Raw genomic sequence first — 24,704 nt, 5'->3', positions numbered from 1 at the left:
TGTGGCGCGGCCCGGGCCTCAACGACGTCCGCTGCGGTCCCCACGCTCGCTTGAGTCCGGCACCATGGCGGCGGCGATCGCGGACACGGCTGTCAGGAGGGACTGCGGAGACCGGTCCAGATCGAGCGCGTGCTGCACGATCTCGATACGCGCCCCTCTGACCACGTGCCGCCGCTGGGGCTCATTGCCCTTCGCGTAGACGAGGTGCCCTTCACGCAGGCCGAGCACGGTGCAGTAGGCCAGCATCTGGTAGAGGTCCGCCCCGGGAAACCCGTCCCGCTTCTCCTGCTTGTACTTGGCGTCCGCCACCCCCAGCGGGCGTCCCGAGCCGTCGTACCGGACCAGGTCCGGCCTCATGAGGATGCCGTCCGCCTCGTCCAGGTGGTGGCGCGCCTGGGCGACCGTGTGGCCCCCGTGGGGGCGAAGGGCCCGGGACAGCGCCGTGCAGACGAAGTCCTCGAAGACGGCGGCCAGATCGAGGACGAACCCGTCCAGCCGGACCCCCGTGCCCGACCGCTCGGCCGAACGGTCGGCCAGGATCAGCCCGGCCAGGCGCAGCGCCGACTGGTAACGGCTGTTGAGCCGGGTCGCACGCCACACAGGCAGCCGGTGGCCGGGCACGAGCACGGACACCTCCGACAGCCGGGCGCGCACCCGGGCCAGCCCGAGGCGGACCGGCTGCGGCACGCCCGGAATCCTGAGGAGGCGCGTGCTCGCCGCCAGCAGCAGCTGGTTCTCGGCGATGTCCGTCGTGTACTCGTCGTACCTGACGTCGACGGGAAGGGGCACCCCGAAGCGTTGCCGCAGCTGGTCGCCCTCGCGGATGCGGCCGCGTACGACCGTCAGGGCGGCGTCCGTGGTGCGGTAGCCCTGCAGCATTCCCCGCCGCAGTGCCCGCTCGGCCTGGCGCACGAAGGCCGAGGCCAGTGCGGGCAGCAGCTCGCGCTCCTCGCCCACCTGCACCTCACCGGGGTCGTCCCACCAGTGCCGTACCGGATCGGCCGCGTAACCGAGCAGGAAGAACAGCCGGCGGACGGGCAGCTTGGGCGCGATGTGCACCTCCACCCCGCCCAGCCGGACCGCGCCGACCTTGCCCAGCCCGCGTACCTGCCAGGCGGTGGGCGAACCCGCGGTGTACGGGTCCGGCCGCGCGTCCACGACCCCGGACGCGGCCAGCGCGCGACCGGCCTCGGGCGTCAGGACCACCTCGGTCCACGGCCCGTGTTCCCGCAGGTCGACGCGGTGCGCCGGGCCGCCCTGCGTCACGGCGCCGGAACGGAGGGGCCGGCGACCGGGGACTGACGGCCCACGGCCCTGCGCAGGGCGGGCAGCCCGTACCGGCTGTGGACGTCGACCAGGTCGTCGCCGTAATGGTGCTCCTCCAGCAACGGCAGGACGGCCGTCTTCCACACCCGTTCCAAGCCGCCCTCCTCGAAGACGGACGCGCGCATCAGGTACGAGGGGCCGATCTTGAAGTCCTTGTCCTCGATCCGGCGGTTGAGCTCACGATGGAGGGCGGGCACGTCCTCGTTCGGACTGATCTCCCCGGCCTCCTCCCGCTTCTCGACCCACCGCGTGAGCAGGTCCCGGGTCGGCTCCTCGTCGGGATGGAGCGCCAGGAAGGCGAAGCGCCGCCGCATCGCCGCGTCGACCAGGGCGATGGACCGGTCGGCGGTGTTCATCGTCCCGATGATGAAGACGTTGCGGGGCAGCCGGAACTCGCCCGAATACTGGAGGTCGACCGTGCTGTCGCGGTACTCCAGGACGAAGTACAGCTCGCCGAACACCTTGGCCAGATTGGCCCGGTTGATCTCGTCGATGATCAGGAAGTACGGAGTGTCCGGATCGCCGTCGGCGAGGTCCACCAACTGCCGGAAGGGCCCCGACCGCAGCGCGAAGGTCAGCGCGCCCGCCGTCCCCCCGTCCTGGACGGTCGGCCGGAAGCCCTCGAAGAAGTCCTCGTAGGCGTAGGACGGATGGAACTGGACCAGCTTGACCGCACGCAGGTCACCGGCCAGGTGCGCGGCGATGTGCTGCGCCAGATAGGTCTTCCCCGTACCGGGAGGCCCGTAGAAGATCAGCTGCCGCCGCTCCTGCAGCAGGTCACGCACCTCGCGCAGCCACTCCTCGTCCACCAGCAGCCGCTTCGCCAGCCCCTCGTCCGGATAAGGGAGTTGGGACCCGGAGCGGCCGTCCGTCGCCGTGCCGCCCGGGGCGAGCAGCACGGACTCGTCCTCGGGCACCTCAGGTGCCTTCGTGCTCCTCCCCGCCACGGCGAGTTCCCGCAGCAGGCCGATGGTGCCGGTCAGGTCCACCACGTCGTGCTGGCTCTGCAGCCGTCCGCGCAACTCCTCCGGAAGCTCCTCGTGGTCGATCCCGGGGCCGTCCCAGGCGACCGTACGACGCAGACCGGCCGGCTCCTCCGGGCTCTGCACCCACAGCGGGCCGCCGGTGACCCGCCCCAGGAACAGCGCACCGCCGTCGGTGGCGCAGACAAGATCCCCCTCGCGCATTCGATTGATGAACAGGTCGAACTCGGCGGCCAGTTCGTCCCGCTTGTTGTACGAGAGGTGGGCGTACCGGTCCTCGACCCGCAGCCGCAGTTCCTCCCGGGGGAGGGGCGCGGTCACCTCGCCCAGCCGGGACGCGGCCAGCGAGCAGAGCCCGAGCTCAAGCCACCGCGCCACCGCGGTCCTCGCCTGTTCCCCGGTGCCACTGCGCACCAGCCAGGCGCTGGCGGACTGCGCCCCCTCGGGCTCCTCGCGCCGCAGGGAAGCCTGTAGTCCGCCGACGTCGATGCGGGTGTCCGGCCCGGCCGCCGCGGCGTCCGTACGCCCCTGCTCCTCGGCGATCCTCCGCAACACCGCCTCGGTCTCCGCCGCGTCGGGCCGGGTCTCGGGCGCGGGGCGCCCGTCGGAGTCGAGCACCCGGTGCGCCCCGGGGGGACGGATGCCCCAGAGCCAGCGGCTCAGCCGCGAGCGGTCGCACCTGGTGGCGGCGGCCAGGTCGTCGAGCGCCAGCCAGTGCCCGGCCGGCACCGCGCCGACCAGCCGTGCCGCGTACTGGAAGCCGGGCTTGTGGCTCGTCCAGTACGAGAGCGCCGCCCGTGCCGTGTCGTAGAAGGAAGCCGCCTCGGGATGCTCGGCCAGTGCGGCCCGCCCGAGGCCGGTGATCGTCCACCGCCCGTCGTCCTTGCGCAGCCAGCCCGCGAGCACGAGGTCGGACGTCTGCCAGCGCCAGGCGTTCTCGCCCTTCTCCTGCCCGTCGTCGTACGTCTCGGCATCCGCGGCGTCCAGGGGGAGTTCTTCCTTCACCCGACGCCACAGTTCCGCGTAGTGCAGGGGCCCGGACCGCTCGGCGAGGATCTCCATGGAACGTCGGGTGCGGGGCTTGGTGCGGGCCTGTCGGGTGGACATGCGGCAGGGCTCCATGGCTCAGGGACGGGAGAGCAGAGGGCGTTCAGAATAGGCGGCCCGTGCTCCCCGCACACCGCACGACAAAGGGCCGGACCCAGTTCTCTGGGTCCGACCCTCTGTACTCGGCACTTCGTCCTGCCCACTAGGAACAGTGACGGAAGTGCCCCCGGCAGGATTCGAACCTGCGCACCCGGCTCCGGAGGCCGATGCTCTATCCCCTGAGCTACGGGGGCGTGTCGGCCGGTGTGTCGGCGACGTGGTGAACCTTACCAGCTCCCCGCCCGTGCCCGTGAACACATATCCCCGGCATCCGCACGTCAGCCTCCCGCAAGCGCTTCCCCCGCACGGGGCCTAAGTGGGCAAAACCCGGACGCGGTGCGGGAGTCCGACCTACCCTCGAAGAGTGCCAGGCGCGTCCGGCCGGGTCCTTGTCGTCGACGACAACAAGGTCATCCGCCAGCTGATCACGGTCAATCTCGAACTGGAGGGCTTCGAGGTCGTGACCGCGTCCGACGGTGCCGAGTGCCTGGAGATCGTGCACCGCACCTGCCCCGACGTGATCACCCTCGACGTCGTCATGCCCCGCCTCGACGGGATCAGCACCGCCGCCCGCCTCCGTGCCGACCCGCGCACCAGCCATCTGCCGGTCGCCATCGTCAGTGCCTGTACGCAAGTCGAAGTGGAGAGCGGCCTGGCCGCCGGAGTGGACGCCTTCCTCTCCAAGCCCTTCGAGCCCGCCGAACTGGTCCGGCTCGTACGGAGGCTGGCGGGGCAGGAGGAGTCGCCGTCGTCCGACGGCGACCATGCGGCCCCACGAGTCCGCCCCGGGACACGCCCGCCCGCATGCTGAAACCCGTTGGCGGGGGAGCCCCCCTCCTCGCCTAGGCTGGCCCCGTGACCCCCGCAGAGCTCTCCCGTACCGTGCTGCGCGCCGTGCGCCGTGCCGTCGAGGAGGACGCCTTGAGCGCTCCGGTGCCCGAACGGGCCGCCGTCGAGCGCACCCGCCCCGGGGGCACCGGCGACTGGGCCAGCAATGTGGCGCTCCAACTGGCCAAGCAGGCCGGGAAGGCCCCCCGCGAGGTCGCCGAAGCGATCAGGGTCCGGCTCGTGGACACGCCCGGGATCGCCGCCGTGGACGTCACCGGCCCCGGATTCCTGAGCATCACCCTCGCGGGGGAGGCGCGGGACGAGGTGGTGCGGGAGCTGCTGGAGCGGGGGATCGCAGGAGATCCTCGCCTGGTCGTTCCCGAGCCCCCGGCCGACGAGGTCGTACGGCTCGGCCGTGACGCCGCCGTGTGGGCGACCCTGCTCCCCGGCCCCGACCTCCTCGCCCAGCACGAGCGGAACCCCCTCTTCCGGGTGCGGTACGCGTACTCCCGGACCAGGGCACTCGGGAGGAACGCTTCTGAGCTGGGGTTTTCCGCTTCGTACGAGATGGCGATCGACGCCCCCGAGCTGATCGGGCTGCTCGGCGGGTACGCCGTCGAGGTCGACGCGGCTGTCCGGCTCGGCGCGCCCGAGCGGCTCGCCCGGCATCTCGTCGCCGTCGCCGACGCCTTCTTCCGCTTCCACGACACCCACCGGGTGCTGCCGCTCGGCGACGAGAAACCCTCGGCCGCCCACCGCTCCCGGCTGGCAGTCGCCGAAGCCGCCGGGACGGTGCTGGCCGGCGGCCTGTCCCAGCTCGGCGTCAGCGCACCAGACCACCTGTGAGTGAGAGAGAACCATGAGCCGTTCCGCCCACCCCGCCGGGCCCCGTCACGCCGACGTCCTCCCCGAGGGCCACTACACCGCCCCCGCCGACGACCTCAACGCCCTCGACGAGAAGGTCTGGGCGCGCACCGTCGAACGCGGCCAGGACGGTGTCGTACGTGTCGCAGGGATCGAAGTCACCCGTCTGGCCGAGGAGTTCGGCACCCCGGCGTACTTCCTGGACGAGGCCGACTTCCGGGCCCGCTGCCGCGCCTGGGCCGACGCCTTCGGCACCGAGGCCGACGTCTTCTACGCCGGGAAGGCCTTCCTGTCGCGCGCGATCGTGCGCTGGCTCAAGGAGGAGGGGCTGAATCTCGACGTGTGCTCCGGGGGCGAGCTGACCACCGCGCTCGACGCCGGGATGCCCGCCGAGCGCATCGCCTTCCACGGCAACAACAAGAGCGAGAGCGAGATCCGCCGGGCCGTCGAGGTGGGGGTCGGGCGGATCGTGCTCGACTCCTTCCAGGAGATCGTCCGCGTCGCGCACATCGCGCAGGAGCTGGGCAAGCGGCAGCGCGTGCAGATCCGCGTGACGGTGGGCGTCGAGGCGCACACCCACGAGTTCATCGCCACCGCCCACGAAGACCAGAAGTTCGGCATCGCGCTCGCCGGGGGACAGGCCGCGGAGGCCGTGCGCCGGGCGCTCAAGCTGGACGGCCTGGAGCTCATCGGCATCCACAGCCACATCGGGTCGCAGATCTTCGACATGGCCGGTTTCGAGGTCTCCGCGCGGCGCGTCGTGCAGCTGCTCGCCGAGGTCCGCGACGAGCACGGCGTCGAGCTGCCCGAGATCGACCTCGGCGGCGGCCTCGGCATCGCGTACACCTCCGAGGACGACCCCCGCGAGCCCCAGGACATCGCCAAGGCGCTCACCGAAATCGTCACTCGCGAGTGCGAAGCAGCAAAGCTGAAGACGCCGCGGATCTCCGTCGAGCCCGGCCGCGCCATCGTCGGCCCGACCGCCTTCACGCTGTACGAGGTCGGGACCGTCAAGCCGCTGGAGGGCCTGCGGACGTACGTGAGCGTCGACGGCGGCATGTCCGACAACATCCGCACCGCGCTGTACGACGCCGAGTACACGGTGGCCCTCGTCTCGCGCCGGTCCGACGCGGAGCCGATGCTGGTACGAGTCGTCGGCAAGCACTGCGAGAGCGGCGACATCGTCGTACGGGACGCCTTCCTGCCCGCGGACACCGCCCCCGGTGACCTGCTCGCCGTGCCCGCCACCGGTGCGTACTGCCGGTCCATGGCCAGCAACTACAACCACGCCCTGCGCCCGCCCGTCGTCGCGGTCAAGGACGGCGGGGCGCGCGTGATCGTACGGCGCGAGACCGAGGAAGATCTCCTGCGGCTCGATGTCGGCTGATGAAATACACGTCTCACCTGCTGGACGGGGGATAGAAACTCCCGTCCGGTGGGTGAGACTGGTCAACACCGTAAGAAGTATGAGGAGTGAGGTCGGATGATGCGTACGCGTCCGCTGAAGGTGGCGCTGCTGGGCTGTGGTGTGGTCGGCTCGGAAGTCGCGCGCATCATGACGACGCACGCCGACGACCTCACGGCCCGCATCGGCGCCCCCGTCGAGCTCGTCGGTGTCGCCGTACGGCAGCCCTCGAAGGTCCGCGCGGGCATCGACCCCGCGCTCATCACCACCGACGCGACCGCCCTGGTCAAACGGGGTGACATCGACGTGGTGATCGAGGTCATCGGCGGCATCGAGCCCGCCCGCACCCTCATCACCACCGCCTTCGAGCACGGCGCCTCCGTCGTCTCCGCGAACAAGGCGCTCCTCGCCGAGGACGGCGCGGCCCTGCACGCCGCCGCCGAGAAGCACGGCCGCGACCTCTACTACGAGGCCGCCGTCGCCGGTGCGATCCCGCTGGTGCGGCCGCTGCGCGAGTCCCTCGCCGGCGACAAGGTCAACCGCGTCCTGGGCATCGTCAACGGCACCACGAACTTCATCCTCGACAAGATGGACTCCTCCGGCGCCGGATACTCCGAGGCGCTCGACGAGGCCACCGCGCTGGGGTACGCCGAGGCCGACCCGACCGCCGACGTCGAGGGCTTCGACGCCGCCGCCAAGGCCGCCATCCTCGCCGGGATCGCCTTCCACACCCGGGTCAAGATCGGCGACGTGCACCGCGAGGGCCTCACCGAGGTCACCGCCGCGGACATCGCATCCGCAAAGCGGATGGGCTGCACGGTCAAGCTGCTCGCCATCTGCGAGCGTGCCGCCGACGGTAATTCCGTCACCGCGCGCGTGCACCCCGCGATGATCCCGCTGACCCACCCGCTGGCCTCCGTCCGCGAGGCGTACAACGCGGTCTTCGTGGAAGCGGAGGCCGCCGGTCAGCTCATGTTCTACGGTCCCGGGGCGGGCGGCGCGCCCACCGCGTCCGCCGTCCTCGGCGACCTCGTTGCCGTGTGCCGCAACAAGCTGGGCGGGTCCACCGGGCCCGGCGAGTCCGCGTACACGCGCCTGCCCGTGAGCCCCATGGGCGAGGTCGTCACCCGGTACCACATCAGCCTCGACGTGGCCGACAAGCCGGGCGTGCTCGCCCAGGTCGCGACGGTCTTCGCCGAACACGACGTGTCGATCGACACCGTCCGCCAGTCGGGGAAGGACGGCGAGGCCTCCCTCGTCGTCGTCACCCACCGCGCGCCCGACGCCGCCCTCTCCGGGACCGTCGAGGCGCTGCGCAAGCTCGACACCGTCAGAGGTGTCGCCAGCATCATGCGTGTTGAAGGGGAGTAAGGACCCATGACCATCAAGGGCACCCACCAGTGGCGCGGCATCATCGAGGAGTACCGGGACCGGCTCCCGGTGACGGCCACGACGCCGGTCGTCTCGCTCGGCGAGGGCGGTACGCCGCTCGTCCTCGCGCAGGTCCTCTCCGAGCGCACGGGCTGCGAGGTGTACCTCAAGGTCGAGGGCGCCAACCCGACCGGGTCCTTCAAGGACCGCGGCATGACCATGGCGATCACGCGGGCCAAGGAGGAGGGCGCGAAGGCCGTCATCTGCGCCTCCACCGGCAACACCTCCGCCTCCGCCGCCGCCTACGCGGTGCGCGCGGGCATGGTCTGCGCCGTGCTGGTCCCGCAGGGCAAGATCGCGCTCGGCAAGATGGGCCAGGCCCTGATCCACGGCGCCAAGATCCTCCAGGTCGACGGAAACTTCGACGACTGCCTGACCCTGGCCCGCTCGCTCTCGGACAACTACCCGGTGGCGCTGGTCAATTCGGTCAACCCGGTACGCATCGAGGGCCAGAAGACCGCAGCCTTCGAGATCGTCGACGCGCTCGGCGACGCCCCGGACATCCACGTCCTGCCGGTCGGCAACGCGGGCAACATCACCGCGTACTGGAAGGGCTACCAGGAGTACGCGACCGACAAGCTCTCCACGCACACTCCCCGCATGTGGGGCTACCAGGCCTCGGGCTCCGCGCCGATCGTGCGCGGCGAGATCGTCAAGGACCCCTCGACGGTCGCCACCGCGATCCGCATCGGCAACCCGGCCTCGTGGGACTTCGCGCTCGCCGCACGGGACGAGTCGGGCGGCCGCATCGACGAGGTGACGGACCGTCAAATCCTCGCCGCCTACCGTCTGTTGGCCTCTCAGGAGGGCGTCTTCGTGGAGCCCGCGTCGGCCGCCTCGGTTGCCGGTCTGCTGAAGGCCGCCGAAGAGGGCAAGGTCGACAAGGGCCAGCGCATCGTCTGCACGGTCACGGGCAACGGCCTCAAGGACCCGGAGTGGGCCACCGCCGGCGCCCCCCCGGCCACGGCCGTCCCGGTCGACGCCGCCATCGCCGCGGAGAAGCTCGGCCTGGCGTAACAAGCTCCGCCGCCGGGGGCATGCCAGACGTACGCACCCACCGCCGGGTGCATGCCTCGCGCACGCCCCCGGCAGGAGGCACGGCCCGCACCCCCCTGCTGGGGCGCGGGCCATGCCTCAGGGGCGCGGGGAACTGCGCCACCATCGACAACGGACCCGCACATCCCCACCCGCCCCCGGCAGGACCGGGCCCACCCCGGCATCCCGCACGCCCGGCACGGGCAAGCCCCTCCCGTACCCCCACCCCCCCCGCCCGCGCCCAAGCGACACGTGCGCCCTATGTCGCCATGGAACCTTCCTTCGATAGGCTGTACCGACACTCGCCCCGCCGCATATGCCGCGGTGTTGCCGCCGTCAGGCCCAGGTGTCGCAGCATCCACCAAACCCCCTGCCACACAAGGAGATCGTCGAGCGATGGCCGGTCCCGCATTCCGAGCCGCCGCCGTGCGCGTGCGCGTCCCCGCCACCAGTGCCAACCTCGGCCCCGGCTTCGACGCGTTCGGCCTGGCAGTGGGTCTGTACGACGACATCGTCGTGCGCGTGGCCGACTCCGGCCTGCACATCGACATCGCGGGCGAGGGCGCCGACACGCTGCCCCGCGACGAGCGGCACCTTCTCGTACGGGCCATGCGCACCGCCTTCGACGTGCTCGGCGGGCAGCCGCGCGGCCTGGAGATCGTCTGCGCCAACCGCATCCCGCACGGCCGCGGCCTCGGCTCCTCCTCCGCCGCCATCTGCGCGGGCATCATGGCCGCCCGCGCGGTGACCATAGGCGGCGACGCCAAGCTGGACGACGCGGCCCTGCTGGAACTGGCCACCGAGATCGAGGGCCACCCCGACAACGTCGCCGCCTGTCTCCTCGGCGGCTTCACGCTCGCCTGGATGGACTCCGGCGCGGCGCGCGCGATCAGCATGGACCCCTCGGATTCCATCGTTCCGGTGGTCTTCGTGCCCTCCACGCCCGTCCTCACCGAGGCCGCCCGCGGTCTCCTTCCCCGTACGGTCCCCCATGTGGACGCGGCTGTGAACGCGGGCCGCGCGGCCCTGCTCGTCGAGGCCCTGACCAGGCGTCCCGAGCTTCTGATGCCCGCCACCGAGGACCGCCTCCACCAGGACTACCGGACCCCCGCGATGCCCGAGAGCCTCGCGCTGGTGGCCCGTTTGCGCGCGGACGGCGTACCCGCCGTCATCTCCGGCGCCGGACCCACGGTCATGGCGTTCACCCAGGACCACGCGGCCGACAAGGTCGTGCGGATGGCGGGCGAGGGCTGGGCCGCGGCACGGCTCGACCTCGACGCCGCAGGGGCGAGTGTGCTTCCGCTCGCACCGCAGGACGTGTCCGAATAGGACCGTGAGCGATTGCCGGTGGAAGAGAGGGGGAATGTTTGTTGGAGCCGGTAGTGTTAATCTCAAGTCTGCATCCGACGCCCTTGCGGCGCGGTGCATCGTGTCCCCTTCGGGACCATCTTCTTCCGGGAGCCTCCCCAAACTGCCTGAGCAGCCTGCCTGAGCAGTTTTGAGCACGCTCCGGAACCGGCACGACACCCCGCGTTCTTCCCAGAGGGGGCAACTGGGGACTTCGGGTCGGAACCCCACGCACGTTTATCTCTCCGCCACATCCGGCGGACCACCGCCCCGGCACGGTTCTTCCTAGGGAACCGCCGGCACAGCACAACCGGTCGCCGAGCCAGACAGGCCGACGTCCGCTCCAGGGAAGGACCCTTCGTGAGCGACACCACCGATCTGATGGGCGTGACTGCCGACAAGAATGTCGACAATGCGTCCGACGCAGGTGCTGCCACCGGCAGTGCCCCACGGCGCCGCCGCTCCGGCACCGGCCTGGACGGCATGGTCCTGGCCGAGCTGCAGCAGGTCGCGTCCGGCCTCGGGATCAAGGGCACCGCGCGCATGCGCAAGGGCCAGCTGATCGAGGTCATCAAGGAGACGCAGGCAGGCGGCGGCTCCGCCCCGGCCAAGAGCGCCCCGGCCGAGGCCAAGCCGAAGCGCCGCGCCACCTCCAAGGCCCGCACCGTCGAGGCCGCTCCGGAGGCCGAGCCCGTGGCGAAGGCCGAGAAGGCCGCCGCCCAGCAGCAGATCGACATCCCGGGCCAGCCCGCGAGCGACGACCAGCCGGCCGGCGAGCGCCGCCGGCGTCGCGCCACCGCAGCGGCCGGAAGCCCCGAAAACGCTTCCTCCGCAAGCGAGGTGACGGACCGCCAGAAGTCCGAGCCCAAGGGCGACGTCAAGACCGAGGTCAAGGCCGAGGCGCAGACGGACACCAAGACCGACGCCAAGGCCGACCAGTCCCTCGACAACGCCGAGGGCCGTCGCGACCGCGGCAACCGCGGTGACCGCCAGGGCCGCGGCGACCGTCAGGACCGCCAGAGCCGCCGCGACCGTGACCGCGACCGCGGCAACAAGGGCGGCGACGAGCAGGGCGGCCAGGGCCGCCAGCAGCGTCAGGGCCAGGGCCAGGGCGGCAACCAGGGCGGTGGCGGCAACCAGAGCAGCCAGGGCCGCGACCGTGACCGCGACCGCGACCGCGACCGCGACAACGGTCCCCAGGACGACGACGACTTCGAGGGCGGCCGCCGAGGCCGTCGCGGCCGCTACCGCGACCGCCGTGGCCGTCGTGGCCGTGACGAGTTCGGCAGCGACGCCCCGCCGCAGGTCAACGACGACGACGTCCTGATCCCCGTCGCGGGCATCCTGGACATCCTCGACAACTACGCGTTCATCCGGACCTCCGGCTACCTGCCGGGCCCCAACGACGTGTACGTCTCCCTCGCCCAGGTCCGCAAGAACGGCCTGCGCAAGGGCGACCACACCACCGGTGCGGTCCGCCAGCCCAAGGACGGCGAGCGCCGCGAGAAGTTCAACGCGCTGGTGCGCCTGGACTCCGTCAACGGCATGGCACCCGAGAGCGGCCGCGGCCGCCCCGAGTTCCAGAAGCTCACGCCGCTCTACCCGCAGGACCGCCTGCGCCTGGAGACCGACCCGGGCGTCCTGACGACCCGGATCATCGACCTCGTCGCGCCGATCGGCAAGGGCCAGCGCGGTCTGATCGTGGCCCCGCCGAAGACCGGCAAGACCATGATCATGCAGGCCATCGCCAACGCGATCACGGTCAACAACCCCGAGTGCCACCTGATGGTCGTCCTGGTCGACGAGCGTCCGGAAGAGGTCACCGACATGCAGCGGTCGGTGAAGGGCGAGGTCATCTCCTCGACCTTCGACCGTCCCGCAGAGGACCACACCACGGTCGCCGAGCTCGCCATCGAGCGGGCGAAGCGTCTGGTGGAGCTGGGCCACGACGTCGTCGTGCTCCTCGACTCCATCACCCGCCTGGGCCGTGCGTACAACCTGGCGGCCCCGGCCTCCGGGCGCATCCTCTCCGGTGGCGTGGACTCGACCGCGCTCTACCCGCCGAAGCGCTTCTTCGGTGCGGCGCGCAACATCGAGGACGGCGGCTCGCTGACCATCCTGGCCACCGCGCTGGTCGACACCGGCTCGCGCATGGACGAGGTGATCTTCGAGGAGTTCAAGGGCACCGGCAACATGGAGCTCAAGCTCGACCGCAAGCTCGCCGACAAGCGCATCTTCCCGGCGGTGGACGTCGACCCGTCCGGCACCCGCAAGGAAGAGATCCTCCTCAACGCGGAGGAACTCGCCATCGTCTGGAAGCTGCGTCGCGTGCTGCACGCGCTGGACTCGCAGCAGGCGATCGAGCTGCTTCTCGACAAGATGAAGCAGACGAAGTCGAACGCGGAATTCCTGATGCAGATCGCGAAGACGACGCCCGGTAACGGGAACGGCAACGACTAGTTCCCTTCGGGGCAGGTCGTACGAGCCCGGGTGCGGGTCACTGTGAAGGTGACCGGCACCCGGGCTCGCCCCGTTTCCGTGCGGGTGCGTGGGTGGCTGGTCGCGCCCACGCGGCGGAGCCGCACATCGACACAGCCCCGCGCCCCTGAATGCCTGCCCTTCGGGCGGCATTCAGGGGCACCTCAGCCCGTCCGGCGTTAACAGCAGCCCCCCCGCCCCCGCCCCCGCGAGGCCCGTGACCTCTCCGAGACATGTGCCACACCCCCCACACCGCCCCCGCGCCGGGCGCCCCACCCCCGTACCCGAAAACCCCCAGCTCAGCGTACATAAGAGCCCCTCTTAGACCCATCCGGCACCATGCCCACCAGCCCCCGCCACGCACCGGGCCCCCAACCCCCTGTGCAACCCTTCTGGGTAATTCAACGTCTGACAAGTGTCGACAAACCGTGCCTGATCCACCACGGCAGGGGGTCCGCGGGCATCCACGAGGGACTGAGGAGCGCATGACCGACCACGGCAGGAGCAGCCGAATACGGGCCACCGGCAAACGCCGGGCGACGCGCAAGCGCCGCAAGGGCGCCACCCTGGCATGGGCGGCCGCGGGCGTGGTGCTGGTCGGCGGTGCCGGTCTCGGCGCGGTCTACGTCAAGCTGGACGGCAACCTCAAGGGCGTCGACATCAACGGCGCCCTCGGCGCCAACCGCCCCGACGAGGTCGACAACGGCTCGCAGGACATCCTCGTCCTCGGCTCCGACTCCCGGCACGGCGACAACGCCCAGTACGGGACCGACGAGGGCGGCGCCCGCTCGGACACGGCGATGATCCTGCACGTGTACGAGGGCCACAAGAAGGCCAGCATCGTCTCGATCCCGCGCGACACCCTGATATCCCGCCCGGAGTGCGTCTCCGACAAGGACGGGAAGACGACGGTCCCGGCGGCCGAGCGCCAGATGTTCAACACGGCGTACGAGGTCGGCGGCCCGGCCTGCGCGGTGAAGACTGTCGAGCAGATGTCCGGCATCCGCATGGACCACTACGTCGAGGTCGACTTCACCGGCTTCAAGAAGCTCATCGACGAGCTCGGCGGCGTCCCGGTCACCACCAACAAGGCGATCAAGGACTCCAAGAGCCACCTGGACCTGCCGCCCGGCACCCACCAGCTGAACGGCGAGCAGTCGCTCGGCCTGGTCCGCACCCGCAAGAGCATCGGCGACGGCTCCGACCTCGGCCGCATCCAGCTCCAGCAGGCGTTCATGAAGGCCCTGATCGGCCAGGTCAAGGACGTCGGGGTGTTCACCAACCCGAAGAAGCTGTACGACCTCGGGGACGCCGCCACCAAGGCCGTGACCACCGACAACGACCTGGCCTCCGTGTCCAGCCTGGTGTCCTTCGCCAACGGCCTCAAGGGCATCGGCGCCGAGGACATGAAGATGGTCACGCTGCCCGTCCAGTACGACCCCCGGGACCCCAACCGCGTCATACCCCTGGACAAGCAGTCCCAGGAGCTCTGGGCGGCACTCAGGGCCGACCGGCCCATCCCCGCGTCCGCCACCGAGGGCTCGGCCGGCGACAAGGGCGACGCCGGGAAGATCGTCAGCGGCGGCTGAGCGGAAGCGGCCGAGCAGGATCGGAATACCTCGGGGCCCGTCCCCGTTGAGACGATTACCTTCGAATTTTGAAGCGCGGGCCAGCCCTGGCAGACTGGTCCGTCGGCCCCGGTTCACGTATCCCGCAAATCCGCGGATGCGACCCGGCGCCCTCCCGAAACCTAGGAGTCACCTTGAAGCGCGATGTTCACCCCGAGTACGTCGAGACCCAGGTCAGCTGCACCTGTGGCGCGTCGTTCACCACCCGTAGCACCCTGACCGACGGCACCATCCGTGCCGAGGTCTGCTCCGAGTGCCACCCGTTCTACACGGGCAAGCAGAAGATCCTCGACACCGGTGGCCGCGTGGCCCGCTTCGAGGCCCGCTTCGGCAAGGCCGGCTCCGCCGCGAAGTAGCGAGTCATCGCGCCGGTCCTTTACCGCTCCCCACCGGGGCGGGGGAGGACCGGCGCTTTGTCGTGACGCAGGCGCACAACCCTCACTACTTAGCGATTTAGCGAAACAGCGAACCCAGGAGCCCGAAGATGTTCGAGGCGGTCGAGGACCTGATCGGCGAGCACGTCGATCTTGAGAAGAAGCTGGCCGACCCGTCGGTCCACTCGGACCAGGCGAACGCGCGCAAGCTCAACAAGCGCTATGCCGAGCTCACCCCGATCATCGGCACCTACAAGGCCTGGAAGCAGACCGGCGAGGACATCGAGACCGCCCGCGAGCTCATGGCGGACGACCCCGACTTCGCCGCCGAGGTCAAGGACCTGGAGAAGCAGCGCGAGGAGATCACCGAGAAGCTGCGGCTCCTCCTCGTCCCCCGGGACCCCAACGACGACAAGGACGTCATCCTGGAGGTCAAGGCGGGTGCGGGCGGCGACGAGTCCGCCCTGTTCGCCGGCGACCTCCTGCGCATGTACCTCCGCTACGCCGAGCGCGTCGGCTGGAAGACCGAGATCATCGACGCCACCGAGTCCGAGCTCGGCGGCTACAAGGACGTCCAGGTCGCCGTCAAGACCAAGGGCGGCAACGGCGCCACCGAGCCCGGCCAGGGCGTGTGGGCCCGCCTCAAGTACGAGGGCGGCGTGCACCGCGTGCAGCGCGTGCCCTCCACCGAGTCGCAGGGCCGCATCCACACCTCCGCCGCGGGCGTGCTCGTCACGCCGGAGGCCGAGGAGGTCGAGGTCGAGATCAACGCGAACGACCTGCGCATCGACGTCTACCGCTCGTCGGGCCCCGGCGGCCAGTCCGTCAACACCACCGACTCCGCGGTCCGCATCACGCACCTGCCGACCGGCGTCGTCGCCTCCTGCCAGAACGAGAAGAGCCAGCTCCAGAACAAGGAGCAGGCCATGCGCATCCTGCGCTCCCGTCTGCTGGCCGCCGCCCAGGAGGCCGCCGAGCGCGAGGCCTCGGACGTACGTCGCAGCCAGGTGCGCACGGTCGACCGTTCCGAGAAGATCCGTACGTACAACTTCCCGGAAAACCGGATCTCCGACCACCGCGTGAACTTCAAGGCGTACAACTTGGACCAGGTCCTCGACGGCGACCTCACCGCCGTCATCCAGGCCCTCGTCGACGCCGACTCGGCCGCCAAGCTCGCCGCCGCGAACTGAGGCTTCCGCCACCGCCCAGCTGTCCCTGCAAGCCGGAGGAACCGGATGAATCTGCTGCTCGCCGAGGTGGCGCAGGCCACCCAGCGGCTGGCCGACGCCGGCGTGCCCTCACCGCGCTTCGACGCGGAGGAGCTCGCCTCGTTCGTCCACGGCGTCAAGCGGGGAGAGCTGCACCGGGTCCCCGACAGCGACTTCGACGCCCGCTACTGGGAGGCCATCGCCCGCCGCGAGGCCCGCGAACCGCTCCAGCACATCACCGGACGCGCCTTCTTCCGCTACCTGGAACTCCAGGTCGGACCCGGTGTGTTCGTACCGCGGCCGGAGACCGAGTCGGTCGTCAGCTGGGCCATAGACGCCGTCCGCGCCATGGACGTCGTCGAGCCGCTCATCATCGACCTGTGCACCGGATCGGGCGCCATCGCGCTCGCCCTGGCCCAGGAGGTGCCGCGCTCGCGCGTGCACGCCGTGGAGCTGGACGAGGGCGCCCTGAAGTGGACCCGCAAGAACGTCGACGGGTCGAGGGTCGTCCTCCACCACGGCGACGCGCGCACCGCGCTGCCCGAGCTGGACGGCCAGGTCGACCTGGTCATCTCCAACCCGCCGTACATCCCGCTCACCGAGTGGGAGTACGTCGCCCCCGAGGCCCGCGACCACGACCCCGAGATGGCGCTGTTCTCCGGCGAGGACGGCCTCGACCTGATCCGCGGCATCGAGCGCACCGCCCACCGCCTGCTGCGCCCCGGCGGCGTCGTCGTCATCGAGCACGCCGACACCCAGGGCGGCCAGGTCCCGTGGATCTTCACCGAGGAGCGGGGCTGGGCGGACGCCGCGGACCACCCCGACCTCAACAACCGGCCGCGCTTCGCCACCGCCCGCAAGGCGATGCCGTGACCAGTTCGATGTCGTACAACAAGAAGTTCCTGCCCGAGGGGGTCCGTTAAATGGCACGGCGATACGACTGCAACGACGCGACCGACCGCAAGACCGGTCTGCGCGAAGCCGCCTCGGCCGTGCGCCGCGGCGAGCTGGTCGTCCTGCCCACCGACACCGTGTACGGGATCGGTGCGGACGCCTTCAGCAGCGAGGCCGTCGGCGACCTGCTGGAGGCCAAGGGCCGCGGCCGCAACATGCCGAGCCCCGTCCTCATCGGCTCCCCGAACACCCTGCACGGCCTGGTCACGGACTTCTCCGAGCAGGCCTGGGAGCTCGTCGACGCCTTCTGGCCGGGCGGGCTGACCCTGGTCGCCAAGCACCAGCCGTCGCTCCAGTGGGACCTCGGCGACACCCGCGGCACGGTCGCCATCCGGATGCCGCTGCACCCCATCGCCATCGAGCTGCTCACCGAGGTCGGCCCGATGGCCGTCTCCTCCGGCAACCTCACCGGACACCCGTCCCCCGAGACCTGCGACGCCGCCCTGGACATGCTGGGCGACTCCGTGTCGGTGTACCTGGACGGCGGTCCCACCCCCGGCAACCTGCCGTCCTCCATCGTGGACGTGACCGGCCCGGTGCCGGTGCTGCTGCGCGCCGGAGTGCTCAGTGCGGAGGAGCTCCGCAAGGTCGTGCCCGATCTTGAGGTGGCGAGTTGACCGCCCTTGACGGGCGTGGCACAGCAGAAGGCATATCGGGGACCACCTTCCGTATCCTCCACGTCAGCACCGGCAACGTGTGCCGCTCGCCGATCACCGAGCGGCTGACCCGGCATGCCCTGGGGGAGCGGCTCCAGGACCCCTCGTACGGCGGACTCGTCGTGGAGAGCGCCGGCACGTGGGGGCACGAGGGCGCGCCCATGGAGGCCAACGCCGCGGCCGTCCTCGCGGACTTCGGGGCGGACGCCTCGGGCTTCGTGGGACGCGAGCTGCTGGACGAGCACGTCATCCGGGCCGACCTGGTGCTCACCGCCACCCGGGACCACCGGGCGCAGGTCATCTCCATGGGGCACTCGGCGGGGCTGCGCACCTTCACCCTGAAGGAGTTCAACCGGCTGGTGCGGGCCATAGACCCGCTGACCCTGCCCGACCCGGTCGAGTACGGGGTCGTGGAGCGGGCCCGTGCGCTGGTGCGGGCGGCGGCCGCGCTGCGCGGCTGGCTGCTGGCGCCCAGCGAGGAGGCGGACGAGGTGTACGACCCGTACGGGGCGCCGATCACCTTCTTCCGCTCCATCGGCGAGGAGATCCAGGTCGCGCTGGACCCGGTCGTCACCGCTCTGACGGGCGTCCCGGGCAAGGACTGACCCGGGAGAACCGCGACGGATCCCGGGAGAAGAACGGCGGACCCCGGGAGAACTACGCCGGGCGTCATCGGCGTACCGGGCCTACATTGGGGGACACGCCCCTCAGGTCCCCTCACCGCAGGCCCGGAGCCCGAGATGCCCGTCGTCGACGCGCCACCGACCGCCCCTTCGCACCGGGGCGCCGACTTCGACGCCCTGGCGCGGCTGGACCCCGAGATCGCGGACCTGGTGCGGGGCGAGGCGGACCGGGAGGCCGTCGGCCTCCAGCTGGTCGCCGCCGAGAACTTCACCTCGCCCGCCGTGCTGGCCGCGCTCGGCTCCGTACTCGCCAACAAGTACGCGGAGGGGTACCCGGGAGCCCGGCACCACGGCGGCTGCGAGGTCGTCGACGCCGCCGAGCGGATCGCCGTGGACCGGGCCAAGGGCCTGTTCGGCGCCGCGCACGCCAATGTGCAGCCCCATTCGGGGTCTGCGGCGGTCCTTGCCGCGTACGCCGCCCTGCTCACACCGGGGGACACCCTGCTGGCCATGGGGCTGCCGTCCGGCGGGCACCTCACGCACGGTGCGCCGAGCAACTTCTCCGGGCGGTGGTTCGACGTCGTCGGCTACGGGGTCGACGCCGAGACTGGCCTCATCGACTACGCGCAGGTGCGGGAGCTGGCGCGCAGCCACCGGCCGAGGGCGATCGTCGTCGGGTCGATCTCGTATCCCCGCCACCCCGACTACGCGGCCTTCCGCGAGATCGCCGACGAGGTCGGCGCGTATCTCGTCGCCGACGCCGCGCACCCGATCGGGCTGGTGGCGGGGGGAGCGGCGCCCAATCCCGTTCCGTACGCCGACGTCGTCTGCGCGACCACGCACAAGGTGCTGCGCGGGCCGCGCGGCGGGATGCTGCTGTGCGGCGAGGAGCTGGCGGAGCGGATCGACCGGGCGGTGTTCCCGTTCACCCAGGGCGGTGCGCAGATGCACACGATCGCGGCGAAGGCGGTCGCGTTCGCGGAGGCGGCGCGGCCGGCCTTCACCGCCTACGCCCATCAGGTGGTTTCCAACGCGCGGGTGCTGGGGGAGGGGCTGGCGGCCGAGGGGCTCGCGCTGACCACCGGCGGCACCGACACCCACCTGCTCACCGTCGACCCGGCCCCGCTGGGGCTGGACGGGCGCGAGGCCAGGGGGCGGCTGGCGGCGGCCGGGATCGTACTCGACACGTGTGCCTTGCCGTACGGGGAGGGGCGTGGGCTGCGGCTGGGCACGGCCGCCGTGACCACGCAGGGCATGGGCGAGGCGGAGATGGCGCGCGTGGTCGCGCTGTTCGCGCTCGCCCTGAGGGGGGAGCGGAATGCTGCGACAGAGGTGCGCGAGCTGGCGAGGCGGTTCCCGCCGTACCCGGACGGCCCCTATCGAGGGTGAATCCGTTCGTCCTTACCGGGGACGAACGGGCGGTCTGCAACCGTCCGTGCCACCCGAGTGTCCTCAACCCCGTGGCCGCGAAGCTAGGGTGTGGGGCTGAGATGGCCAGCGACAACTGTGGGGCAGCCCGTGCGTGAATATCTGTTGACGCTCTGCGTCACGGCCGCGGTGACCTATCTGCTGACGGGCCCGGTGCGGAAGTTCGCCATCGCGTCCGGAGCGATGCCGGAGATCCGTGCCCGTGACGTCCACCGGGAGCCGACGCCTCGGCTCGGCGGGATCGCCATGTTCGGCGGTCTGTGCGCGGGTCTGCTGGTGGCGGACCACCTGGAGAGCCTCAACGGCGTCTTCGACCTGTCCAACGAACCCCGGGCACTGCTGTCGGGTGCCGCCGTGATCTGGCTGATCGGCGTGCTGGACGACAAGTTCGAGATCGACGCCCTGATCAAGCTGGGCGGCCAGTTCATCGCCGCCGGTGTCATGGTGATGCAGGGCCTGACCGTGCTGTACCTGCCGGTCCCCGGCGTCGGCGCGGTGTCGCTGACCCCCTGGCAGGGGAACCTGCTCACCGTCGCGCTGGTCGTCATCACCATCAACGCGGTGAACTTCGTGGACGGCCTCGACGGCCTCGCGGCGGGCATGGTGTGCATCGCCGCCACCGCGTTCTTCCTGTACGCCTACCGGATGTGGTTCCGGTACGGCATCGAGGAGGCGGCCCCGGCGACGCTGTTCGCGGCGATCCTGATCGGCATGTGCGTGGGCTTCCTGCCGCACAACATGCATCCGGCCCGCATCTTCATGGGCGACTCCGGGTCGATGCTGATCGGCCTGGTGCTGGCGGCGGGCGCGATCTCCATCACCGGACAGGTAGACGCGGACGCCCTGCGGCTGTTCGTCGGCGGCGAGCGCGCGGCGACGCACGCGATGCTGCCGGTCTTCATCCCGCTGCTGCTGCCGATGACGATCATCGCGATCCCGTTCGCGGACCTGATGCTGGCGATCGTGCGCCGGACCTGGCAGGGCAAGTCGCCGTTCGCGGCGGACCGCGGACACCTGCACCACCGGCTCCTGGAGATCGGGCACTCGCACAGCCGGGCGGTGCTGATCATGTACTTCTGGTCGGCGCTGATCGCGTTCGGCATGGTCGCCTACTCGGTGCACTCGGCCAGCATGTGGATCGTCCTGGTCATCGTCGGACTGAGCGCGCTGGGCCTGGTCCTGCTGCTCCTGCCGCGCTTCACGCCGCGTGCTCCGCGGTGGATGGAGGCCTTCGTGCCGCCCCGCTACCGGCGCGGCCGGACCCAGGTGGTGGCGTCGTCCGCCGGGGCCGCCACGGGGGCTCAGGGGGCTGCCGGAACGGCGTGCGAACAGAGCGACGAAAGCGACGAAGAGGACCGTTCACCGGTGGCGGCGGGCGTCAACGGCGCGACCGCGGTGGGCCCCCGTTCGCGTTTCAACTGAGCTTTCCACGTTGACGATTGCCTCAGCGGAGCCCATTACCAGACAAAGCGACGGCATGCACTGCACACACGGGCGCTGTCACTCTCATGTGTGACAGCAACCACACTTTCCGGGTAAAGACTGCATCAAATAGTTTGTGATACGGTTCACGAGACCCGGCGACAGAGCCGCGGGACCGCGGTGCGACGGTCCGGCGGCCCGAGGACCCTTCTCGATCCGGGCTTACGCTCGTCCATGACGACACCCACTGCCCCCACCAAGCAAAGCGGAGCTGCCGCCATGCCGTCCAACGACGCCCGGACACTCCTTCGAACCGCTGTACCTTCCGCTGCCGTCGGCGCTGTCGCCGTCCTGGTCAGCGCGCTGGTCGGCGGCGGCGAAGGTGCGCTCGGGGCACTCGTGGGCGCCGCGGTATCGCTCGTTTTCATGGGGGGTGGGCTGGTGGCACTCCAGCGCACCGCGAAGCGGCTGCCGCAGCTCTTCCAGGCCATGGGGCTCCTGCTCTATGTGCTCCAACTGCTGCTGCTGTTCGTCTTCCTGGCAGTGTTCAAGGGCACAGAGCTGTTCGACTTCAAGGCGTTCGGTTTCACACTGCTCGCCGTCACCCTCGTGTGGGTCGCCGCCCAGGCGCGCGCCTACATGAAGGCAAAGATCCTCTACGTCGACCCCGATTCGACCGAGGCCGAGAAGCCTCAGAAGACCGGGTCTTCGACGTGAAGGGTAGGGCCGGGATAAATGGGCGTTCGAGATGCTGCTATCGTCCGGTGCCAACTGCGGCACTGCGGGCGCGGGCATTCGAGCTGACGCCTGTCCCAGCGCGAGGCTCGATGCCGAACCGCCCCGCCCAGCTTTCCAAGACCACCAGTCCAGTGCCGACCCGCGGCTTCCTGCCGCGCCGACACAACGAGGTTGCCGTACCTATGCGCCACGCTGAAGGAGCCCGCGGTGAGTGCTGACACAACGCTTGCCTTTGATGCGAGCTGCCACATTTTCTCCGGATGCGGGTTCCCGGCTCCGGGCCTCCACACCTTCCTGTACAAGCCGATGTTCGAGGTGGCGGGCTTCGAGTTCACGAAGCCGATGCTGCTGGCGCTGCTCAGCACGCTCGTCGTCGTCGTCTTCTTCTGGGCCGCCTTCAACAAGCCGAAGCTGGTTCCCGGCAAGGTCCAGATGATCGGTGAGGCCGGGTACGACTTCGTCCGCCGCGGCATCGTCTACGAGATCATCGGCAAGAAGGACGGCGAGAAGTACGTCCCGCTGATGGTGTCGCTGTTCTTCTTCATCTGGATCATGAACATCTGGTCCATCATTCCGCTGGCCCAGTTCCCGGTCCCGTCGCTGATCGCCTTCCCGGCCGGTCTCGCACTGATCGTGTACGTGCTCTGGGTCTCGCTGACCTTCAAGAAGCACGGCTGGACCGGCGGCTGGAAGAACATCACCGGTTACGACAAGTCGCTCGGCTGGGTCCTGCCGCTCGTCGTGGTCATCGAGTTCTTCTCGAACCTGCTGATCCGCCCCTTCACTCACGCGGTGCGACTGTTCGCGAACATGTTCGCCGGTCACCTGCTGATCGTGATGTTCACCCTGGCCTCCTGGTACCTCATGAACGGCATCGGCATCGCCTACGGCACCGTGTCCTTCGTGATGGTCCTGGTGATGACGGTCTTCGAGCTCTTCATCCAGGCCGTCCAGGCTTACGTCTTCGTGCTCCTGGCCTCCAGCTACGTCCAGGGCGCACTCGCCAAGGGCCACTGAGCCAGCACGACCCGGCGCCGGCAGCACACGGTCGGCCCGCCCCCAAGAACCAACAGACGTCCGGTGGCCAACCCCCACCGGTCCGTGAAAGAGAAGGAAGTAACGGCATGTCCGCTGCTCTCGAGCTTGTCAACCTCGCTGCCGGTGCCAAGGAGAACGTCGTCGGCAACGTCGCCTCCATCGGTTACGGCCTCGCCGCGATCGGCCCCGGCGTCGGCGTCGGCATCATCTTCGGTAACGGCACCCAGGCCCTCGCGCGTCAGCCCGAGGCCGCCGGCCTGATCCGCACCAACCAGATCATGGGCTTCGCCTTCTGTGAGGCTCTCGCCCTCATCGGCATCGTCATGGGCTTCGTCTACCAGTAAGCCCGGACCGACAGCCAACTACCTTTCACGGAAGGCACTGATGTGAACGCTCTGTTCCTTGCGGCGGAGGAAGCCCAAAATCCTCTGGTCCCGCATCTCGACGAGCTGGTCATCGGTCTGATCGCCTTCGTCATCGTCTTCGGCATCCTCGCCAAGAAGCTCCTCCCGAACATCAACAAGGTTCTGGAAGAGCGCCGCGAGGCCATCGAAGGCGGTATCGAGAAGGCCGATGAGGCCCGGATCGAAGCCGAGAGCGTCCTGGAGCAGTACAAGGCTCAGCTCGCCGAGGCCCGCCACGAGGCCGCGCGCCTGCGCCAGGAGGCGCTGGAGCAGGGCACTGCGCTCAAGGAAGACCTGCGCGCAGAGGGTCAGCGGCAGCGCGAGGAGATCATCGCTGCCGGTCACGCCCAGATCGAGGCCGACCGCAAGCAGGCTGCTCTGACGCTGCGTCAGGACGTGGGCAAGCTCGCCACCGACCTGGCCGGCAAGCTGGTCGGCGAGTCCCTGGAGGACCACGCCCGCCAGAGCCGCACCATCGACCGTTTCCTCAGCGAGCTTGAGGAGAAGGCCGAGGCAGCCCGATGAACGGCGCGAGCCGCGAGGCCCTGGGCAACGCCCGGAGCAGCCTCGACGCGCTGACGGACACCCCGTCCGTCGACGCGGCGAAGCTGGCCGGCGACCTGGCCGCCGTCACCGCGCTGCTCGACCGTGAGGTCTCGCTGCGCCGGGTCCTGACCGACCCGTCGCAGTCCGGCGAGGCCAAGGCCGAGCTGGCCGGGCGGCTGCTCACCGGTCAGGTGGACGGCTCCGCCGTCGACCTGGTCAAGGGCATGGTCCGGTCCCGCTGGTCGCAGTCGCGTGACCTGGTCGACACGGCGGAGGAGCTGGCGAACACCGCAGACCTCACCGCTGCCCAGCAGGCCGGTTCCCTCGACAACGTCGAGGACGAGCTGTTCCGCTTCGGCCGGATCGTCACCTCGAACGCCGCGCTCCGCTCCGCGCTCACCGACAAGGCGGCCACCACCGCCGCCAAGAGCTCGCTGCTCCGCAGCCTGCTCGGGGGTCGGGCCGAGCAGGTCACCGAGCGTCTGGTCGTCCGTCTGGTGACGCAGCCCCGTGGACGTAGCCTGGAAGCGGGACTCGAGTCCCTCTCCAAGCTGGCCGCGGAACGCCGCAACCGGATGGTCGCGGAGGTCACCTCCGCGGTGCCCCTCACCGACCAGCAGAAGCAGCGCCTCGGCGCCGCCCTCGCCACGATCTACGGTCGCCAGATGCACCTGAACCTCGACGTGGACCCCGCGGTCCTCGGCGGAATCCAGGTCCGCGTCGGCGACGAGTTCATCAACGGCACGGTCGCGGAGCGCCTCGACGAGGTCTCCCGCCGCATGGCCGGCTGACGCCGGGCCACCCCGTATTACGTACGCAGCACCACGCATTGCCAGCGGCCC

At 70.4% G+C, this 24,704-nt stretch carries 22 protein-coding genes and 1 tRNA gene; 20 read left to right on the top strand and 3 right to left on the bottom strand.

Annotation, left to right across the window (positions count from 1 at the left end):
* Positions 1 to 18: 18 nt before the first annotated feature.
* From ACIO3O_RS11315 to ACIO3O_RS11305, 3 genes are all read right to left on the bottom strand, one after another.
* Positions 19 to 1,266: an McrC family protein gene (locus tag ACIO3O_RS11315; RefSeq protein ID WP_401744575.1), complete on the bottom strand. Its 1,248-nt coding sequence runs from the start codon at positions 1,264 to 1,266 to the stop codon at positions 19 to 21.
* Complete coding sequence (locus ACIO3O_RS11310) at positions 1,263 to 3,416, bottom strand: AAA family ATPase (RefSeq protein WP_401744574.1); 2,154 nt, start codon at positions 3,414 to 3,416, stop codon at positions 1,263 to 1,265. Before ACIO3O_RS11310 ends, ACIO3O_RS11315 begins: the two co-directional genes overlap by 4 nt.
* 161 nt (positions 3,417 to 3,577) lie before the next feature.
* Positions 3,578 to 3,649 (bottom strand) — tRNA-Arg (locus tag ACIO3O_RS11305).
* A gap of 170 nt (positions 3,650 to 3,819) precedes the next feature.
* Between ACIO3O_RS11305 and ACIO3O_RS11300 the strand changes: the two genes are divergently transcribed.
* The 20 genes from ACIO3O_RS11300 to ACIO3O_RS11205 all read left to right on the top strand — a co-directional run bounded on the left by ACIO3O_RS11300 (position 3,820) and on the right by ACIO3O_RS11205 (position 24,653).
* Positions 3,820 to 4,266 carry a response regulator gene (locus ACIO3O_RS11300; protein ID WP_401744572.1) on the top strand — a complete coding sequence of 149 codons (447 nt, stop codon included), beginning with the start codon at positions 3,820 to 3,822 and terminating at the stop codon, positions 4,264 to 4,266.
* 44 nt (positions 4,267 to 4,310) lie between these two features.
* On the top strand, positions 4,311 to 5,129 hold the full coding sequence (gene nrtL / locus ACIO3O_RS11295; RefSeq protein ID WP_401744570.1) for an ArgS-related anticodon-binding protein NrtL: 819 nt from the start codon (positions 4,311 to 4,313) through the stop codon (positions 5,127 to 5,129).
* Between the two features lie 13 nt (positions 5,130 to 5,142).
* On the top strand, positions 5,143 to 6,534 hold the full coding sequence (gene lysA, locus ACIO3O_RS11290) for a diaminopimelate decarboxylase (RefSeq protein WP_401744568.1): 1,392 nt from the start codon (positions 5,143 to 5,145) through the stop codon (positions 6,532 to 6,534).
* A 99-nt stretch (positions 6,535 to 6,633) separates the two neighbouring features.
* Entirely contained in the window at positions 6,634 to 7,923 is a 1,290-nt protein-coding gene (locus ACIO3O_RS11285; protein ID WP_401744887.1) for a homoserine dehydrogenase, read from the top strand.
* A 6-nt stretch (positions 7,924 to 7,929) separates the two neighbouring features.
* Complete coding sequence (gene thrC / locus ACIO3O_RS11280; RefSeq protein WP_401744566.1) at positions 7,930 to 9,000, top strand: threonine synthase; 1,071 nt, start codon at positions 7,930 to 7,932, stop codon at positions 8,998 to 9,000.
* A 414-nt stretch (positions 9,001 to 9,414) separates the two neighbouring features.
* Positions 9,415 to 10,347, top strand: a complete 933-nt coding sequence (gene thrB, locus ACIO3O_RS11275) for a homoserine kinase (protein WP_401744565.1) — start codon at positions 9,415 to 9,417, stop codon at positions 10,345 to 10,347.
* A gap of 378 nt (positions 10,348 to 10,725) precedes the next feature.
* Positions 10,726 to 12,825, top strand: coding sequence for a transcription termination factor Rho (gene rho / locus ACIO3O_RS11270; protein ID WP_401744564.1), 2,100 nt, complete (start codon positions 10,726 to 10,728; stop codon positions 12,823 to 12,825).
* Between the two features lie 503 nt (positions 12,826 to 13,328).
* Complete coding sequence (locus ACIO3O_RS11265; RefSeq protein WP_401744562.1) at positions 13,329 to 14,432, top strand: LCP family protein; 1,104 nt, start codon at positions 13,329 to 13,331, stop codon at positions 14,430 to 14,432.
* Between the two features lie 173 nt (positions 14,433 to 14,605).
* The gene (rpmE, locus tag ACIO3O_RS11260) at positions 14,606 to 14,827 is read left to right on the top strand and encodes a 50S ribosomal protein L31 (RefSeq protein WP_345228411.1); all 222 of its coding nucleotides are present in this window, start codon (positions 14,606 to 14,608) and stop codon (positions 14,825 to 14,827) included.
* Between the two features lie 128 nt (positions 14,828 to 14,955).
* Positions 14,956 to 16,035 carry a peptide chain release factor 1 gene (gene prfA / locus ACIO3O_RS11255; protein ID WP_401744560.1) on the top strand — a complete coding sequence of 360 codons (1,080 nt, stop codon included), beginning with the start codon at positions 14,956 to 14,958 and terminating at the stop codon, positions 16,033 to 16,035.
* A 45-nt stretch (positions 16,036 to 16,080) separates the two neighbouring features.
* Complete coding sequence (gene prmC, locus ACIO3O_RS11250) at positions 16,081 to 16,926, top strand: peptide chain release factor N(5)-glutamine methyltransferase (protein WP_189826679.1); 846 nt, start codon at positions 16,081 to 16,083, stop codon at positions 16,924 to 16,926.
* Between the two features lie 50 nt (positions 16,927 to 16,976).
* Positions 16,977 to 17,624, top strand: coding sequence for an L-threonylcarbamoyladenylate synthase (locus ACIO3O_RS11245; RefSeq protein ID WP_189826680.1), 648 nt, complete (start codon positions 16,977 to 16,979; stop codon positions 17,622 to 17,624).
* Positions 17,621 to 18,268: a protein-tyrosine-phosphatase gene (locus ACIO3O_RS11240; RefSeq protein ID WP_401744558.1), complete on the top strand. Its 648-nt coding sequence runs from the start codon at positions 17,621 to 17,623 to the stop codon at positions 18,266 to 18,268. The genes ACIO3O_RS11245 and ACIO3O_RS11240 overlap by 4 nt, the downstream gene beginning before the upstream one ends.
* A 135-nt stretch (positions 18,269 to 18,403) precedes the next feature.
* A complete protein-coding gene (gene glyA / locus ACIO3O_RS11235) occupies positions 18,404 to 19,675 on the top strand; it encodes a serine hydroxymethyltransferase (protein WP_401744557.1) in 1,272 nt (423 codons plus the stop codon).
* Between the two features lie 129 nt (positions 19,676 to 19,804).
* Positions 19,805 to 21,136 carry an MraY family glycosyltransferase gene (locus ACIO3O_RS11230; protein ID WP_401744555.1) on the top strand — a complete coding sequence of 444 codons (1,332 nt, stop codon included), beginning with the start codon at positions 19,805 to 19,807 and terminating at the stop codon, positions 21,134 to 21,136.
* Positions 21,137 to 21,415: 279 nt separating this feature from the next.
* Positions 21,416 to 21,853, top strand: coding sequence for a hypothetical protein (locus ACIO3O_RS11225; protein ID WP_189826793.1), 438 nt, complete (start codon positions 21,416 to 21,418; stop codon positions 21,851 to 21,853).
* Positions 21,854 to 22,081: 228 nt separating this feature from the next.
* On the top strand, positions 22,082 to 22,891 hold the full coding sequence (atpB, locus tag ACIO3O_RS11220; RefSeq protein ID WP_401744554.1) for a F0F1 ATP synthase subunit A: 810 nt from the start codon (positions 22,082 to 22,084) through the stop codon (positions 22,889 to 22,891).
* 107 nt (positions 22,892 to 22,998) lie between these two features.
* A complete protein-coding gene (atpE, locus tag ACIO3O_RS11215; RefSeq protein ID WP_189826685.1) occupies positions 22,999 to 23,256 on the top strand; it encodes an ATP synthase F0 subunit C in 258 nt (85 codons plus the stop codon).
* Positions 23,257 to 23,298: 42 nt separating this feature from the next.
* Positions 23,299 to 23,841 carry a F0F1 ATP synthase subunit B gene (locus ACIO3O_RS11210; protein WP_401744553.1) on the top strand — a complete coding sequence of 181 codons (543 nt, stop codon included), beginning with the start codon at positions 23,299 to 23,301 and terminating at the stop codon, positions 23,839 to 23,841.
* A complete protein-coding gene (locus ACIO3O_RS11205; RefSeq protein ID WP_401744551.1) occupies positions 23,838 to 24,653 on the top strand; it encodes a F0F1 ATP synthase subunit delta in 816 nt (271 codons plus the stop codon). The genes ACIO3O_RS11210 and ACIO3O_RS11205 overlap by 4 nt, the downstream gene beginning before the upstream one ends.
* Positions 24,654 to 24,704: the final 51 nt, after the last annotated feature.

It is taken from the genome of Streptomyces sp. NPDC087440 (genome assembly GCF_044744005.1).
In the GTDB taxonomy this organism is placed as follows: domain Bacteria; phylum Actinomycetota; class Actinomycetes; order Streptomycetales; family Streptomycetaceae; genus Streptomyces.
Note: the sequence above shows the minus strand (reverse complement) of the source record. Positions and strands in the feature narration are given on the sequence as shown.